This window comes from Malaciobacter pacificus (assembly GCF_004214795.1).
GTDB lineage: Bacteria > Campylobacterota > Campylobacteria > Campylobacterales > Arcobacteraceae > Malaciobacter_A > Malaciobacter_A pacificus.
The window spans coordinates 635,445-651,254 of record NZ_CP035928.1 but is presented as its reverse complement, the minus strand read 5'-3'; the positions used below and the strand labels follow the sequence as shown (position 1 = coordinate 651,254).

Here is a 15,810-nt window from a genome sequence, read left to right as displayed (position 1 = left end):
GACATGAAAAAACATATAGAAACAAATTTAAGCCATATTGCTGCATTTGCTCCATTTGAAGATGTTGCAGGGGCTTCTCACTTCCCTATTTATAATACAGGAACATTTGATTTAAAAAAACAAGACTCTTCTAATGGTGGTAAAATCTACGACTATACAAGAAGTGATAATCCAACAAGAGAGATGTTAGAAAATCTATTTACTCAAGTTGAAGGAGGTGCTGGATGTGTATGTACTCATACAGGAATTGCATCAGTTGCACTTTTATTTGAAACAGTTTTAAAAGCAAACTCTCATATCTTAGTTGAAGCAGATTGTTATGGTGGGACTTTTAGATTATTAAAAGTATTTAAAGAAAAATATAATATCACAGTTCATTTTGCAGACTTTTTAGAGTTTGATGAGATGGAAAAAATTTTAAGTGAAAATCCTATTGATTTAGTTTTATGTGAGTCTCCTACAAATCCTGGTCTTAAAATTATTGATTTAAAATCTGTTGCAAAATTATCAAAAAAATATCATGCATTATTTGCAGTTGATAACTCTCTTGCAACTTTTATATCTCAGCGACCACTTGAACTTGGTGCAGATTTTTCACTATTTTCAACAACTAAATATATCTCAGGACATGGAGCAGTTGTTGCTGGTGCAATTGTTGCTAAAACACAAGAGTTAGCTGATGAAATTCACTACTATGCAAATGCCCATGGTAGAAGTCAAAACCCTATGGATGTTTACTTAATCACACTTGGTATTCCAACTTTAAAAGTTAGAATGGCAGAGCATGAAAAAGTATCTATTAAAATTGCTGAATTCTTAGAAGAGCAAGATTACATCACTAAAGTAACTCACCCTGCACTAAAATCTCACCCACAGTATGATTTGGCAAAAGAGCAAATGGATTATATTCCTGGAGTTTTCAGTGCAGATTTTGAAAGCTTAGAATTAGCAGAAAAGTTTATTGAAAATACAAAAATATTTGGTGAAAAGTGTTCATTTGGTAGTCCTGATTCAAGAGTTGAAATCCCTGCTAAAATCTCTCATGCCTCTTTTTCTAAAGAAGAACTTGAAGCTATCGGAATAGCAGAAGGTACTGTTAGATTTTCTATTGGATTAGAAAATATAGAAGATTTAATTGAAGATATTAAACAAGCAGTAAAGTAGTAAAAATATATGAGTAATAGTTTTTTTAATCACATTCCTTGTGGGCAAACTTTACCACAAAATAACATACATGCGGTATCAGTTTCTATGCCTGCTTTACAAGATGTGATTGATTATGAAGAGCAAACACCTGAGATTTTAGAAAAAATCAAAAGTGCTTATCCTAGATTTGTACTACATCCATATTTACGGCAACTAGCAAACTATATTGAAGATAAATACAAAGTAAATGAAGCATATGAAGTGGTACTTTTAAGTTCACAAAAAGCGGTTGAAATAGTAAGTAATAAATACTATATTCATAATAAGATAGAAATAGATGAGCCATTTGGAGTAATACTTGTACAAAAAAGTTCAAGACAATTACAAAAGGTTTTAAAATATATTCAGCATGTTGGATATAACCTATCTTCTAGACTTGCTCAAGATTATCTTTGTGATGTAGGATTATTAAAAGAGAAATATCAAGAAGAGTATGAAGATCAATTAGTATCTTATGATAATATTATTTCAATATTAAGTGATGCATATAATCAACCAAAAGAGAATATCTGTTTAAACCCATCTGGAATGAATGCAGTTTATTGTGCCTTAAGAGGTATTAAAAATATTCAATCAAGAAATGGAAGAACTGTTTTAGTTCAACTAGGATGGTTATACCTTGATACTATGAATATAGTTGAGCACTATTTTGAAGAGAATAAAAAATTCTATGATGTATCAAATTTAGATGATTTAGAAAAATACTTAGAAAATGAAGGTCTAAGAGTTTCAGCAATAATTACTGAAGTTCCAACAAACCCACTTCTAAAATGCCCAAATCTTCCAAGACTAAAAAAGCTTTGTAAAAAGTATAATATTCCTTTAGTTATTGATTCTACTTTTGCTACACCATATTTACTTGATTTAAAATCTTATGCCGATATTTATATAGAATCACTTACAAAATTTGCTTGTGGGAATGCTGATGTTTTAATGGGAGCTATTATTTTAAATACTGATTCTAAAATCTCTCATATAAGTCATGAGTTTTTTAAGTATGCTGATATGCCATATATAAAAGATTTGCAAAGAATGGCATATGAGATAAAAGATTATAAATCAAGAATGAAGAAAATTAGTTCAAATACTAAAAAATTAGTTGAGTATTTTAAAACCTCTCCAATTATTGATAAAATTTTTTATTGTTTAAGTGAGGAAAACAAAGTAAATTATGAAAACCTGATGATTGATGAGAATTCTTGGGTTGGAATAGTTTCTGTTACATTCACAAATGATTTTGAAAAAATCTATGATAAACTTAATATAGCAAAAGGACCTAGTTTAGGTACAGAGTTTACTCTTCTTATGCCTTATACTTATTTAGCTCACTATGATTATCTTCAAACAAAAGAAGGACTAGCTTTTTTAAATAAAATTGGTCTTCCAAAAGACTTACTTCGAATTTCTGTTGGAATTGAACCAATTGAAGAGTTAATAAGTGAGTTTAAGAAAGTTGAGAAACTTATTTAAAGTTTCAAAACTCCTTTAACTCTATTTACACTATCAAGTTTACTAAGACTAAGCCTTATAATACAATCACTTGTAGCTTTTAAATCATGGGGAACATTTCCTTCTAAAGTCAATATATCACCTTTTATTAGATTATAAATCTTACCTTCAACACCAAAATCAACACATCCATCAAATACCTCAACAACTATAGGATATGGTGTTTTATGCTCACTCATAATTTGATTTTCTTTTAAAAGTATTCTAATCTCTTTTGAAAATGAACTTTCAAAAAGTACACTTATACTTGGCTTTTTTTCATTGTAGTTTAGATCATTTAATATATTATTTGAAATCATTGATATAATCCTTTTTTTGAAGGATTATATCTATATAAAAAGTTTTAAAAATTGATTTATATCAATTAAATAGTAGAACCAAATAGAAGGAATACTCCTAAAATAAACATAAATATAGGAGCAACTATTTCTAAAAAGTTAATTAATTTATGTGACTTTGCAGATACTTTATTTAAAGATAATCCTAAGAAAGATGAAGCAAAAATCACAATCCCCATACCTAAACTAATAGCAATACTTGCAAGTAATACAGATAAATAAGTCTCTAAAATAAATGCATATACAAATAATAAAACAGTACCAGGGCAAGGAATAAGACCAGCTGTTAAAACAAAAAATAAATCTTGTTTTTTTCTTTTACAACAATCACAAGATTTCTTTTTTAACTTTTTATAAAGTATATATAGTGATAAAATCATTATTAGTACTGCACAAAGAGATGTTAAATATGAAATTGAATCTTCAATAAAACTATTTAAAACACTTTGAAGTACAAATACAGAAACTACAACTAAAATAAATGCTCCAATTATATGAACAAATGCTGTAGCTAAAGAAATACTAAAAGCTTGAATAAAACTACTTTTTTGAGCTGAAAAATATGAAAATGCTAAAGCTTTTCCATGACCTGGACCAAGGGCGTGAATTACTCCATAAATAAATGAAGCAAAAAGTAAAAATACAAGTGCTAATTTATCTTCACCTTTTTCAATTTCTATTAAATATCTTTTAATCTCTTTTGTATATTTTTCAAGAAAAGTCAACTCTTTTTTCTTCTCTTCAACTGTGAGTTTTTCTTCTAATGTAGGTTCTTCAATAGATTTTACATTTTCATCTTTGGTAATTATATTACTATTAGCCAATGAAGGTGCATCTATAGTGTATGTAATGTTATTTGGTTTATACTCTTTTTTAACTTTGTATGGAATATTAAAAAATTGTTTATTTTTATCAAAAAGTATTAAAAAATATGCTCCATCATCATGTATTCTAATATGAAGTTTATTTTTATCAATAATTTTATAGTTTAATCTTATCTCATAGTCAAAAGACAATGACTTTCCATCAAAAGAAAACTTATAGTTAGTAACATCTACTTTTCTAGACTCTTTTTGTATATCTTTATCGTAAGAGATAAAAGTCAAAAAGTTTTTTGTTTCAATATAAGCTAAAAGAGCATCTTCTATCATTGTTAGCTCTTTTTCATCAAAAGTCTCATCTAAATTTAAATCATAAAGTTTTAAAAGTTCGTCACTAAAAGCAGCAGCAAAAGTCCATGTAACTTTTGCTGTTTTTATCTCTTCTTTATCTGCTTTTATATGTATTGATACATCTGTTCTTGGAGAGTATACTGCACATAAAGAACATGCATTAATAAGGTTTGTAAATAAAAGTGTTAGAAAAATTATTCTAATCATTTGTAACTTTTTTCAATTTCCTTTGCAGTTATTATTAGCTCTTCATCCCATTTTAAACTAAGTGGATTGATTGTAACTACATTTGCATTTAAACTCTTTGAAATTGTTTTTGCACTATTTTGTGAGAATTGAGGTGCAACAAAAACTACTTTAATATTATGTTTTTTGGCATCTTCAATAATTTCAACCAATTGATTAGGTTTTGGCTCTTTCCCTTCTACTTCAATTGAAACTTGTTCTAAATGATATCTCTTTGCAAAGTATCCCCATGATGGATGAAATACCATAAATGGTTTATGTTCTACATCTTTTAAAATATCTTTAATGTTATTATCTAATTGCTCTAGTTCTTTTATAAATACTTCGTAATTGGCTTTATAAAATTCACTATTTTTACTATCTATTTTTGAAACTGCATCATAAATATTTTTAGCTTGTATTTTTACTAAAATTGGGTCTAACCAAATGTGTGGGTCTAAACCTCCATGATCATGTGCATGCTCTTCATGGTCATGTTCTTCATGTTTATCTTCTTCATGGTGTTGTTCTTCTCCATGAGAGTGTGCTTCCATCGCAAGTTTTTCAATACCCTTTGAAGTATCTACAAAAAGTGTATTTTTAGCACTTTGTTTAAATTTTTCTAACCACACTTTTTCAAATGGTACATCAATTGAAAAATATATATCTGATTTAACTAAATCTCTCATTTGAGATGTTTTAGGCTCATATGTAGCAGGTGAGGATCCTGGTTTTACCATTACATTTACATTAAACTTGTCTCCCACAATTTTTTCTACAAAATATTTTTGAGGTAAAATACTTACACTAATCTCTTTTGCACTTAAAAATGTCCAAGAAAACAAAAATATTAAAACAACAAATAGTTTTTTCATCTAATAATCCTTTATTTTTTTGCAACCTAGTTGCGATTATCGAATTTTAATTAACTATAACTTTAATGCAACTTAGTTGTAAAAGTAATTTTAAAAAGTAAATTGATATAATATTGCTATGAACAAATTAGACAAAATAACAAATAATACAAATATCAAACTAACAAATGCAAGAAGAGCTATTTTAGAAATTCTAATTGAATCTAATAAACCTTTGTGCTATGAAGATATTAAAGATAGTTTATCAATGGATAAAGCTACATTTTACAGAAATGTTTCAAAATTTGAAGAGGAAAAAATAATTTATTCTTTTGAATCAAATGATAAAAAAAGATACTTTGAAATGCAAAAAACACAGCACTCTCACTTTATTTGTACTAACTGTTCAAAAATTGAATGTATTCATAAAGATTTTAATCTAAATTTAGAAAATCATAAAATAGGTACAATAATAATCAAAGGCTTATGCCCAAACTGTATATAAAGGAAATAAATCATGATTGATAAAAATGTTGTAATTGAAAAATTTACATCGATACAAGACTTTATAAATAAAGAAGCCCTTAGTGGTATTTTATTATTTATTGCAACTGTTGCAGCTGTTTTAGTTGCTAATTCTGCTTGGGGACAAGCTTATTATGACTTATGGCATATGCCTTTAGGAATAACATTAGGTGATAAAACAATTTCTATGACATTAACCTATTGGATTGATGATGGACTTATGGCTTTATTTTTCTTAATGGTAGGACTTGAGATAAAAAGAGAAATGGTTATTGGAGAATTATCAACTGTTAATAAAGCAGCATTTCCAATAGTAGCTGCAATTGGAGGAATGGCAATTCCTGCACTTATTTATGTTGCTTTAAATCCTGATAATCCATTAGGATTTGGTGTACCTATGGCAACAGACATAGCATTTGCACTTGGTATACTTATGCTTTTAGGAACAAAAGTAAATCCAGCATTAAAACTATTTTTAGTTGCAGTTGCAGTAGTTGATGATTTAGGTGCTGTTATGGTAGTTGCTACTGTTTATACAGCAGAAATAAAAGCAGAATACTTTTTACACGCTGGAGTTACTTATGCTCTAATTTGGGCATTAAACTATTTTGGTGTTAAAAAATTATTACCATATTTAATACTAGGTGTGTTCTTATGGATTTTCATCCATGAAATAGGAATTCATGCAACAATCGCTGGTGTTTTATTAGCCTTTGCTATTCCAATTAGCTCAAAAATTGATGAAGAGAGATTTTTAGAAAAAACAAAAGAATCAATTGAAGAGTTTGAAAAACACAAAGATCCAACTCCTGTACTAAATCATCATCAAATTGATGCTTTAGAAGGAATTGCTTATGGATATGATAAAGTTCAAAATCCTCTAGTAAGATTAGAACACAATTTACATGGATTATCTGCATTTTTTATTATGCCGTTATTTGCATTTTCAAATGCTGGAGTTTTAATTGATTTCTCAACAGTAAATGCAAACTTAATGATTGTTTTAGGCGTTGTATTTGGACTTTTAATTGGTAAACCTATTGGTGTATTTGGTTTTACATACTTAGCTACAAAACTTAAAATTGTTTCAAAACCAGATAATATATCTTGGTATGAAATATTTGCAGTAGGTTTCCTAGCTGGTATTGGTTTTACAATGTCTATATTTATAACTCACTTAGCCTTCTTAGATGAAAGTACAATTAGTGCAGTTAAACTTGGAGTATTTGCAGCATCATTCTTAGCTGCCATAATAGGTGTAGTACTTATACTTATGTCAAATAAAACAAAAGCTTAATAGCTTTTGTTTATAAAACCTCTTTAGTTATAATTTTCCCATATTCTATTAATTCATTTGCTTTATGAAAATCATAAAAATCACAAATATCACTTGGAATTTCTATCATAATATCAGGTCTATGGCTTGCTAGTTGATGCCTTGAGATTATTTCTTGCATAGTTTCTATTGATTTATTTATAAGCTGAAAATAACTAAGTGATTCTTTTTTTGTGATATGCTTTTGTAAGAATTCACTTATACTATTTTGAATAAACCCTTTATCTTTTTTAAATAATTTAAGATGCTCTTTTTTAGCTTTTACATCACTATTTAAATTCACTGCTATAATCAAATCTGTAAACTCTGAAGCAGTTGGTAAAATTGGGATTGGATTTAATATCCCACCATCAAAAAGAGTTTTGCCATTTAATTGTTTTGGAGTAAAAATAGTAGGAATTGCAATTGAAGCTCTAATTGCATCTTTTAAGCTTCCTTTTTGAAGCCAAACTTCTTTTTTATTTACAATATCAGTTGCAGTAGCAGTAAAAGAAATAGGCAAATCTTCAATACAAACATCACCAATAATCTCTTCGATTTTTGCAAAAACTTTATCTGCTTTTATCATTCCATCTTTATTAAAAGAAAAGTCAATAAGTTTTAAAATATCTATTACATTAAAATTAGACACCCACTTTTGATATTCTTCTAACTTACCTGCTGCATATAATCCACCAACTAGTGCTCCCATTGACGATCCGCAAACAGATTTTATTTCATAGCCTTGTTTTTCTAACTCATTTATTATACCAATATGTGTATAACCTCTAGCACCACCACTTCCAAGAACTAAAGAAACGCTTTTTTTAGCTTTCATGAACAACCTTTCTTGCTGACTTTTCTGATACATTTGAGTATCCTGTTAGTTTTTTCATAACTAAACTTGCTGTTAAATCCCCTGTAACATTTACAGTAGTTCTACACATATCTAGAATTCTATCTACTCCTAAAATAAGAGCTATTCCTTCAACAGGAACTCCGATACCTTGTAATATTGTAGCTAATATAACAATACCAACTCCTGGTGTACTTGGAGCTCCAATTGATGCTGCAACAGTAGTGAAAGCTAAAACTATAATTTCTATAAATGTTAAATCAATACCAAAAAGTTGTGTTAAAAATATTGCAGCACAAACTTGATAAAGTGCCGTTCCATCCATATTTACAGTTGCACCTAAAGGTATTACAAATTTTGAGATTGTAGTTGGAACATTTAATTTATCTTGTGCTGTCTTAATAGATAATGGCATAACAGCAGCAGAAGATGAAGTTGAAAATGCCATTAGTTGAACTTCTCTTATTTTACTTAAAAAATCTATTGGTCTTAAATTTGATGAAAAGTAGACAATAATTAAATAGAAAACTAAAAGTAAGCCTAAACCTATAATCACAGTTAAAACATACATAAACATTGAAGAAATAGCATCAAAACCTATTTTTATTGTGATATTACAAAGTAGTCCAAATACCGCATAAGGAGCTAATTTCATAGCCCACTCAACAACTTTCATAGAAAATGCTTGTAAAGATTTTGCTAAATCTTTTAAAGGTCTTGCATCATCATCTTCAATATTTAATAAAGCAACTCCAATAAATATTGATAAAATTACAAAGGCTAAAATATTCCCATCTAATTCAGCTTTTGCGTTATTAACAGGAATTAAATCAACAATCATATCAGGAACAGAAATATCTTTTAAATTTTTTGAAACCTCAACTGCTGTAATTTCAATACTATTTAAAATATCAGGGGATACATATAATCCAGGTTTTAATAAATAGGTAATAATAATACCAATAATAACAGCAACTGTCGTAGTTAAAACAAAATAAGGGGCTATTTTAAGTCCAAGATTTTTTAATATTTCTGGATTACCTGCACTTGTAATACCTAAAATTATTGAACTCATAACTAAAGGAATAACTACCATTTTAATAAGTGCTAAAAATATATTACCAACTAAAGCAATCCAAGGTGCAATACTCAAAGCTATATTTTCAGGAATAATTGCAAAAGCATTAGGTGATAAAATCAAACCACATACAATTCCTAAAAACATACCTATTAAAACTTTAAACCACAACTGTTTTAACATAGTCATACCTTTTTTACTTTATAGAAAATAGAATATAAAACGGGAACAAACAATAAAGTAAATATTGTTGATACTAATAAACCAAAAATTATAGATATAGCCATAGGTTCCCACATAATTCCTCCACTATACCATAAAGGAACTAAACCTAAAACAGTTGTCAAAGTTGTAAGTACAATAGGTCTAAATCTACTTAGACTAGCTTGTAGTACAGCATCATAAGGACTTAATCTATTTTCTACTTGTTCTAATTTTATTCTTTCTAATAAAACAATTGCATTATTAATTACAATACCACTTAAGGATATAATTCCTAGTAATGTCATAAATCCAAAATATGAATTTGTAATAAATAATCCAAAACTAACTCCTATAATACCAAGGGGAATTGCAGTTAATATAATAAAAGGTTTTCGTATAGAATTAAACTGGGCAACCATTAAAAGAAGAATTACCATAAAAGCGATAGGCAGATTTACAATTATTGATTCATTAGCCTTTGCACTAGCTTCATATTCTCCTCCAAATTCATAAAAATATCCTAAATCAAATCTTTTTGAATATTCATCCAACCAAGGTTTAATTTCATCAAAAACATCAATTGCATTATAACCATCTTTAATTGCACTTCCAATTGTAATAGTTTTTAATCTATCTCTTCTTATTATTTTTGATTCTTCATAAACTACATCTATTTTTGCAACTTGAGATAAAGGTATATTTTTACCTGTTGATTGAGAATAAACATTTATTGTTTTTAATCTATCTATATCATCTTTTGTATTTTCATTTGACCTTAAAATAAGAGGTATAAGTTTATCATCTTTTCTAAATGTAGTAACCTCAAAACCACTTACAGCTGTTTGAAGAGAAACTGCAATATCTAGGTTTGAAATCCCTTCTTTCAAGGCTTTTGATTCATCAATATTTACTATTATTTTTTTATTCTTTAAACCCCAGTCATCAGATATATTTACAACACCATCTATCTTTGATAATTCCTGTTTTATTTTAGAACTCATTAGTGATAATTTATCTATATCTTTCCCACTAATTCTAATCTCTATAGGTTTTTTAACAGGTGGTCCCATATTTAATGTTTTTGCACTTATTTGCATATCAGGAAATTTTGATTTTGCAAAATCTTCTATATCTTTTCTAATTTCATTTATATTTTGAGTATCTTTTAAATTAACTAAAATGGTACTATATTCACTACTTGCTAACTCTTGGTCATAAGACAACCAAAACCTAGGAGCACTTTCACCAATAAAAGAGACAAAATTAATAACTTCTTTTTCCTCTTTCATATATTTTTCTTTTATGAAGTTCTCTATTTGTTTTACACTATCTAAAGTAGTTTCAATAGCTGTTCCAACTGGTAAATTTATTTCTACAGTAAAAGTAGATTCACTAGAAGGAGGGAAAAACTTTTTTGGTACATTTTCAAATAAAAGTAATGAACCTATAAATAAAACTATAGTTACTATTAAAGTAACTGTTTTATTTGAAATTGCAAAAACTAAACTTGCTTTATAAAAGCTAGAAAGAAAAGACTCTTTTATTTTTGCTTTAATTCCCTTTTTCATAAAATATTTACTTAAAACTGGCGTTAAAGTTAAAGCTAAAACCCATGAAGATAAAAGTGTGATTGTTACTACTTTAAAAATAGAGTTTGTATATTCTCCAGTAGTTGATTTTGCTAAAAATATTGGTAAAAAAGCAGCTGATGTTGTCAATGCTGATGTTAATAGTGGTATTTTTAATTCATTTGCACTTTTTATGGAAGCTTCAACAACACTTTTACCTTTTTGCATTAAAACCATAATAGATTCACTCATTACAATAGCACTATCTACTAATAATCCCAAAGATATAATAAGAGCTGCTAAAGATACTTGATCTAACCAAATATCAAATATAGACATAATAATAAAAGATAAAAGTATAGACATAGGTATAAGTAAGGCTACAATCATACCTGTTCTAAATCCAAGTGAGAATAACATTACTATTATTACTAAAGCCATAGCTTGAAGTAAATTAATTACAAAATTACTAACTATTCTATCTACAACTTTTGGTTCATTAAATAATCTATCTAAATAAACTCCTAATGGTAATTTATCCTGAACAGAAACAAGTAAAGCATCTATTTGCTCTCCTAATTTAATAATATCTCCATCATCTTTCATCGAAACTGCTAATAAAACAGCATCTTTTGAATCTTTTTGAACTATAAAATTACTTGGTGTTTTATACTCATATCTTATTTTTGCAATATCTTTTAAGTATATTTTTTCTCCTGTATTTAAAGGAATCAAAGTATTTTTAATTTGTTCTATATCTTCATAATTTCCTGTTGGTTCTATAGATAATCTATTTTTTTCAAGCTTTATATTCCCACCTGATAAAACTATATTTTTAGATTCTAAAATTGTTTTTATGTAACTTGCACTAAGATTTAAACTAGATAATTTTGAGTTATCATACTCAATATATACTGCTTGATTTTGTATACCTAAAATCTCGATTTTTGCTACATCATCTAATCTTAAGAAAATATCTTTTGTATCATTTGAAATATCTTCTAATTCTCTATAACTTAATCCATCACTTTGTATTGAGATTAATGTTCCATAAACATCTCCAAACTCATCATTTACAATAGGAGTTAATGTCCCTTGAGGCAAACTTCTTGAACCATCTTGAACTTTTCTTCTAAGACTGTCCCAAATTGGACGCATATTTTTATATTTTTCTAAGATATTAACAAAAATTATTGATACACCATTTTTTGAAGTTGATTTAATAAAATCAATTTCACTCATTTGTTGTATCTCTTTTTCTAATTTATCTGTTACTAGCTGCTCAACTCTTTTTGCACTAGCACCAGGAAAATAAGTGACAACTGTTGCAGTTCTTATGATAAATCCTGGGTCTTTAGCCCTTGGCAAATCTATAAAAGTAATTACACCATAAATAAAAATCAATAAAGAAAAAACAATAGTTACTTTGTCATTTTTTAATGCAAAAGATGTAATATTCATCTTATAATCCTAATTCTTTTTTATTTCCAAGCTCTACTTTCATTCCTTCAAATACTTCACTCATACCTGCTTTTAAAACTAAATCTTTACTATTTAGTCCTTCTGTTATTTCATAGCCAGCACTACTTAATTCACCTACTTTCACTTCTTGTTTTTGTATTAAGTATAAATTTTCATCCTTAGATAAAACATACACAAAATGATTATCTCCATCACTTAATACACTACTAGAAGGAACTAAATAAACAGAAGAGTTCATATTTTCATTTATATTAAAATATACTTCTCCTGACATCCCTATTTTTATCTGTTCATCACTGTTTAGAAGTTTGATAATTACTAAATATAACTTCTCATTTTGTGAAGAAAACTTTGATATTTCTGATATTTTTCCATTATATGTTTTCTTTGAAATTGAGTTAAATAATACCTTAACTTCATCATCTTTTTTTAATTTATTTACAAAATCTTCAGGGACTTGAACATGAACTTCATTTACTAATTTATCACTAATTAAAACAATAGGCATACCTGCTTGAATATTTTCATTTTCTTGTGCAAATTTTGAAGAAATATAACCATCAATTGGTGAATACAATTTTGTATATGACTCTTGAAGTTTTGCATACTCCAATTCTTGTAATATGTTTTTTACTTTTGCTTTTGAGGCATCTAGTTTTGCCTTTGCGTTGTCTATATCACTTGTACTGGCATTTTGGTTTATATATAATTTCTTTACTCTTTCATAATTACTTTGGGCATTTTTTAGACTAGCTTTTGCTTCACTAAGTCCATATCTAACTTGAGATACTTTTAATTCATAAGGCTTTGAATCTAGCTTTGAAATCAATTGATTTTTACTAACCTCATCACCAATTTTTAAATCAAGTTTTTTTATATTTCCTTGAACCTTAAAACTTGTTTTTATTTGATTAGTTGTTGTAGCTGTGGCATAGAAAATCCTATTTTGATTATCATCTTTTAATTTTACATTAGTTGCAAAAACTGTTTTATTGTTATCTTTTATTTCTTGTTTTTTATTTACATCTTCACAAGCACTAAAAAATAAAACTACTAGTATCCATAATAAATAATTAGTTCTCATTTACAATCCTTAATATCTCTTTTTCTAATTCTATTTTTTTATTTTTATCTATTAATACATCAATATTTCCAGTAAAATAATATATTGAAGTTAAGTCAGCTAAATAGTCAATTATTGAAATGTTTTTATTTAATCTTGAAACAATATATGAATTTTGAGCATCAAGTACAGATATAATATTTTCTTTACCTTTTTTATATCTATCCAAAACTAAAGCATAATTTTTTTTAGAAAAAGATTGAGACTCTTGAGAATATTTAATTTTAGAATAACTCTTTTTTATAGAATCATAGTTTTGTAAAAGATTAGTTTTAATTAGATTCTTAACTTCATTATATTTTAGCTTTAAATTTAAAAGCTCTACTTCACTTCTTTGAATATCAAGTGATTTTTTTCCACCTTCATATAAAGGCAAATTTAAATTTAAAACAACTTGTAATTCGTTGTTATCCCAAGGTCTAGGAAAATTAGATGCGCTTCCATACCTATCTTCTATTTTTTTACCTTGAGCTTGTAAAGAAACTGTAGGCAAATATCTTGATTGTTTATTCATATCATACTGTTCATTTTTTGCATTTATTAATTCATCGATATATTTTAAAGAGGGATGTTTAAAAATCATATTTTCGAAGAAATAATCTTGAATTTTTTCATTATTGATATATTTTATCGCAGTATTATCATTTATTTTAAATATTGAAGAGTATAAACCATAATTTTCTAAATCATACTTCTCATCTAATAAAATCATATTTGATAAATTTAGCTTTAAATTTTCTAACTGTTTTAAAGAGTTGGCAAGTTCAATATTTACACTAGCAAGTTCATTTTTCCACCTATAAATATCACTTCTATTTTGAACACCAATTTGAACTCTTTGATTTGATAACTGCAAGTTTTTAGTAATAAAATCTTTTTTAACATTGATAATATCATTATATTTTTTTAGCTTTAAAATATTTAAATAAGTTAGAATTGATTTATAAATTACTTCATTTTTCTCATTTTTAACTCTATTTTTAACAGATTTATCTAGGTATTTTTTTATTTCTATATTTTTTATCACTTGATTTGAATAGATTAATTGAGTTACTTTTAAACCATAATCAACTGTACCTTCAGAATAAAGTCCTGAACTATATTTGGCTCTATCTGCATCTATTTGAATGACATCTGCAAATAATTCTACTTTTGGCTTATATAAACTTACTGCTTCATCCTTATTTAGTTTACTAAAAGTCAGTTCATTAATGTTTTGCTTTAATGTTAGATTATTTTTATCAATTAAATTATAAATATCTAATAATGAATATTTTTTTAGATTTTTATCTATTTTTTCTTCATCATTATTTATATAATCACTTTTTAAATATATACTCTTTTTTTTAATGTTTTCTTTTAAAAGTTCTAAAATAGAGATACTAGTAGTTCTTATAACTCTATTTTCATCATATAAGGTTATTATCTTATCATAGTTTATTACATGATTTTTTGTACTTTTAAAACTATTTTGACTCTTAAATACAAAAATAGAATCCTTATTTATTTTTATTAAATTAGCACAATCTTGTTTTTCGCAAGAGTTAAATTTATAAGTTATATTATCATCTAAATCCAAAAGTGTTTTTGTCTCTTTTTTTATAGCTTGAGAATAAAATGAAACTTCATTATCTAAATATATATCAATTTCATATTCACTTGCAATAGAAAAATCTACTATAAAAAAAATGAAAACTATAAATCTAAAAACTCTCATCTCTTATCCTTTAATACTTTTTCAATATCTTTTATATTTTCATTATCTAAACTTTTCTTTGTTAAATATGGTTTTATTAAATAATATTTATTTAATGCAGCTTTTTTAGTAAGTGAAAAAATATCATGCTCTTGTAAACTCCAATATAAGACATTATTTGTTACAACAATCCAAATATTAGATACAAAGAATTCTATTTCATTTTCATCTAGTTCTTTTATGTAACCATATTTTATTTGGTGCTTGATTAATTGTGTTATTAGTTCTATTTCACTTTTTAATTGAGTTTGCATTATTTGTTTAAATTTAGAAAAAGAGATAACTAATAAATTTAATTCTAAATGAAAAAACCTATACTCTATCTCTATTTCTAAATTATCTAATAAAAATTCTTTTAATAAAAATATCTCATCTTTTTCATAATTTAAGTTAGTGACATTCTTAAAAACCTTTTCTAAATATCTTAAAAAAAGCTCTATTACTATCTCTTCTTTATTTTTAAAATAATAATAAAGATTCCCTACACTAATATTCAATTCATCAGCTATATGTCTTGTTGAAGTATTTAAACAACCTTTTTCATTAAAAAGTTTTAAGGATGTTTGTAAGATTTGTTCTTTTCTTATTAGCATTTTAGT

General features: G+C 26.6%; 13 protein-coding genes. 4 read left to right on the top strand and 9 right to left on the bottom strand.

Annotation, left to right across the window (positions count from 1 at the left end):
- Positions 1-3 precede the first annotated feature (3 nt).
- Both APAC_RS03275 and APAC_RS03270 read left to right on the top strand, forming a co-directional pair.
- A complete protein-coding gene (locus APAC_RS03275) occupies positions 4-1,164 on the top strand; it encodes a trans-sulfuration enzyme family protein (protein ID WP_130232756.1) in 1,161 nt (386 codons plus the stop codon).
- A gap of 9 nt (positions 1,165-1,173) precedes the next feature.
- The gene (locus APAC_RS03270) at positions 1,174-2,676 is read left to right on the top strand and encodes an aminotransferase class I/II-fold pyridoxal phosphate-dependent enzyme (protein ID WP_130232755.1); all 1,503 of its coding nucleotides are present in this window, start codon (positions 1,174-1,176) and stop codon (positions 2,674-2,676) included.
- On the opposite strand, the gene APAC_RS03265 is transcribed toward APAC_RS03270, so the two are convergent.
- The 3 genes from APAC_RS03265 to APAC_RS03255 form a co-directional block, all read right to left on the bottom strand.
- Entirely contained in the window at positions 2,673-3,014 is a 342-nt protein-coding gene (locus APAC_RS03265) for a cupin domain-containing protein (RefSeq protein ID WP_130232754.1), read from the bottom strand. The genes APAC_RS03270 and APAC_RS03265 overlap by 4 nt on opposite strands.
- 65 nt (positions 3,015-3,079) lie before the next feature.
- Positions 3,080-4,432 carry a HoxN/HupN/NixA family nickel/cobalt transporter gene (locus APAC_RS03260; RefSeq protein WP_130232753.1) on the bottom strand — a complete coding sequence of 451 codons (1,353 nt, stop codon included), beginning with the start codon at positions 4,430-4,432 and terminating at the stop codon, positions 3,080-3,082.
- Complete coding sequence (locus APAC_RS03255; RefSeq protein WP_130232752.1) at positions 4,429-5,325, bottom strand: metal ABC transporter solute-binding protein, Zn/Mn family; 897 nt, start codon at positions 5,323-5,325, stop codon at positions 4,429-4,431. Before APAC_RS03255 ends, APAC_RS03260 begins: the two co-directional genes overlap by 4 nt.
- 118 nt (positions 5,326-5,443) lie before the next feature.
- Between APAC_RS03255 and APAC_RS03250 the strand changes: the two genes are divergently transcribed.
- Both APAC_RS03250 and nhaA read left to right on the top strand, forming a co-directional pair.
- A complete protein-coding gene (locus APAC_RS03250) occupies positions 5,444-5,809 on the top strand; it encodes a Fur family transcriptional regulator (protein WP_130232751.1) in 366 nt (121 codons plus the stop codon).
- Positions 5,810-5,821: 12 nt separating this feature from the next.
- Positions 5,822-7,126, top strand: a complete 1,305-nt coding sequence (nhaA, locus tag APAC_RS03245) for a Na+/H+ antiporter NhaA (protein ID WP_130232750.1) — start codon at positions 5,822-5,824, stop codon at positions 7,124-7,126.
- Between the two features lie 10 nt (positions 7,127-7,136).
- On the opposite strand, the gene APAC_RS03240 is transcribed toward nhaA, so the two are convergent.
- Genes APAC_RS03240 through APAC_RS03215 form a run of 6 tightly spaced genes read right to left on the bottom strand, consistent with a single transcriptional unit; the run spans position 7,137 to position 15,804 of the window.
- Complete coding sequence (locus APAC_RS03240) at positions 7,137-7,982, bottom strand: patatin-like phospholipase family protein (protein WP_130232749.1); 846 nt, start codon at positions 7,980-7,982, stop codon at positions 7,137-7,139.
- A complete protein-coding gene (locus APAC_RS03235; RefSeq protein ID WP_130232748.1) occupies positions 7,972-9,261 on the bottom strand; it encodes a dicarboxylate/amino acid:cation symporter in 1,290 nt (429 codons plus the stop codon). The genes APAC_RS03240 and APAC_RS03235 overlap by 11 nt, the downstream gene beginning before the upstream one ends.
- 2 nt (positions 9,262-9,263) lie before the next feature.
- The gene (locus tag APAC_RS03230) at positions 9,264-12,311 is read right to left on the bottom strand and encodes an efflux RND transporter permease subunit (protein ID WP_130232747.1); all 3,048 of its coding nucleotides are present in this window, start codon (positions 12,309-12,311) and stop codon (positions 9,264-9,266) included.
- A gap of 1 nt (position 12,312) precedes the next feature.
- Entirely contained in the window at positions 12,313-13,416 is a 1,104-nt protein-coding gene (locus tag APAC_RS03225; protein ID WP_130232746.1) for an efflux RND transporter periplasmic adaptor subunit, read from the bottom strand.
- On the bottom strand, positions 13,406-15,172 hold the full coding sequence (locus APAC_RS03220; RefSeq protein ID WP_130232745.1) for a TolC family protein: 1,767 nt from the start codon (positions 15,170-15,172) through the stop codon (positions 13,406-13,408). The genes APAC_RS03225 and APAC_RS03220 overlap by 11 nt, the downstream gene beginning before the upstream one ends.
- Positions 15,169-15,804 (bottom strand): TetR/AcrR family transcriptional regulator, encoded by a 636-nt coding sequence (locus APAC_RS03215; protein ID WP_130232744.1) that lies wholly within the window; start codon positions 15,802-15,804, stop codon positions 15,169-15,171. The genes APAC_RS03220 and APAC_RS03215 overlap by 4 nt, the downstream gene beginning before the upstream one ends.
- Between the last annotated feature and the right edge of the window lie 6 nt (positions 15,805-15,810).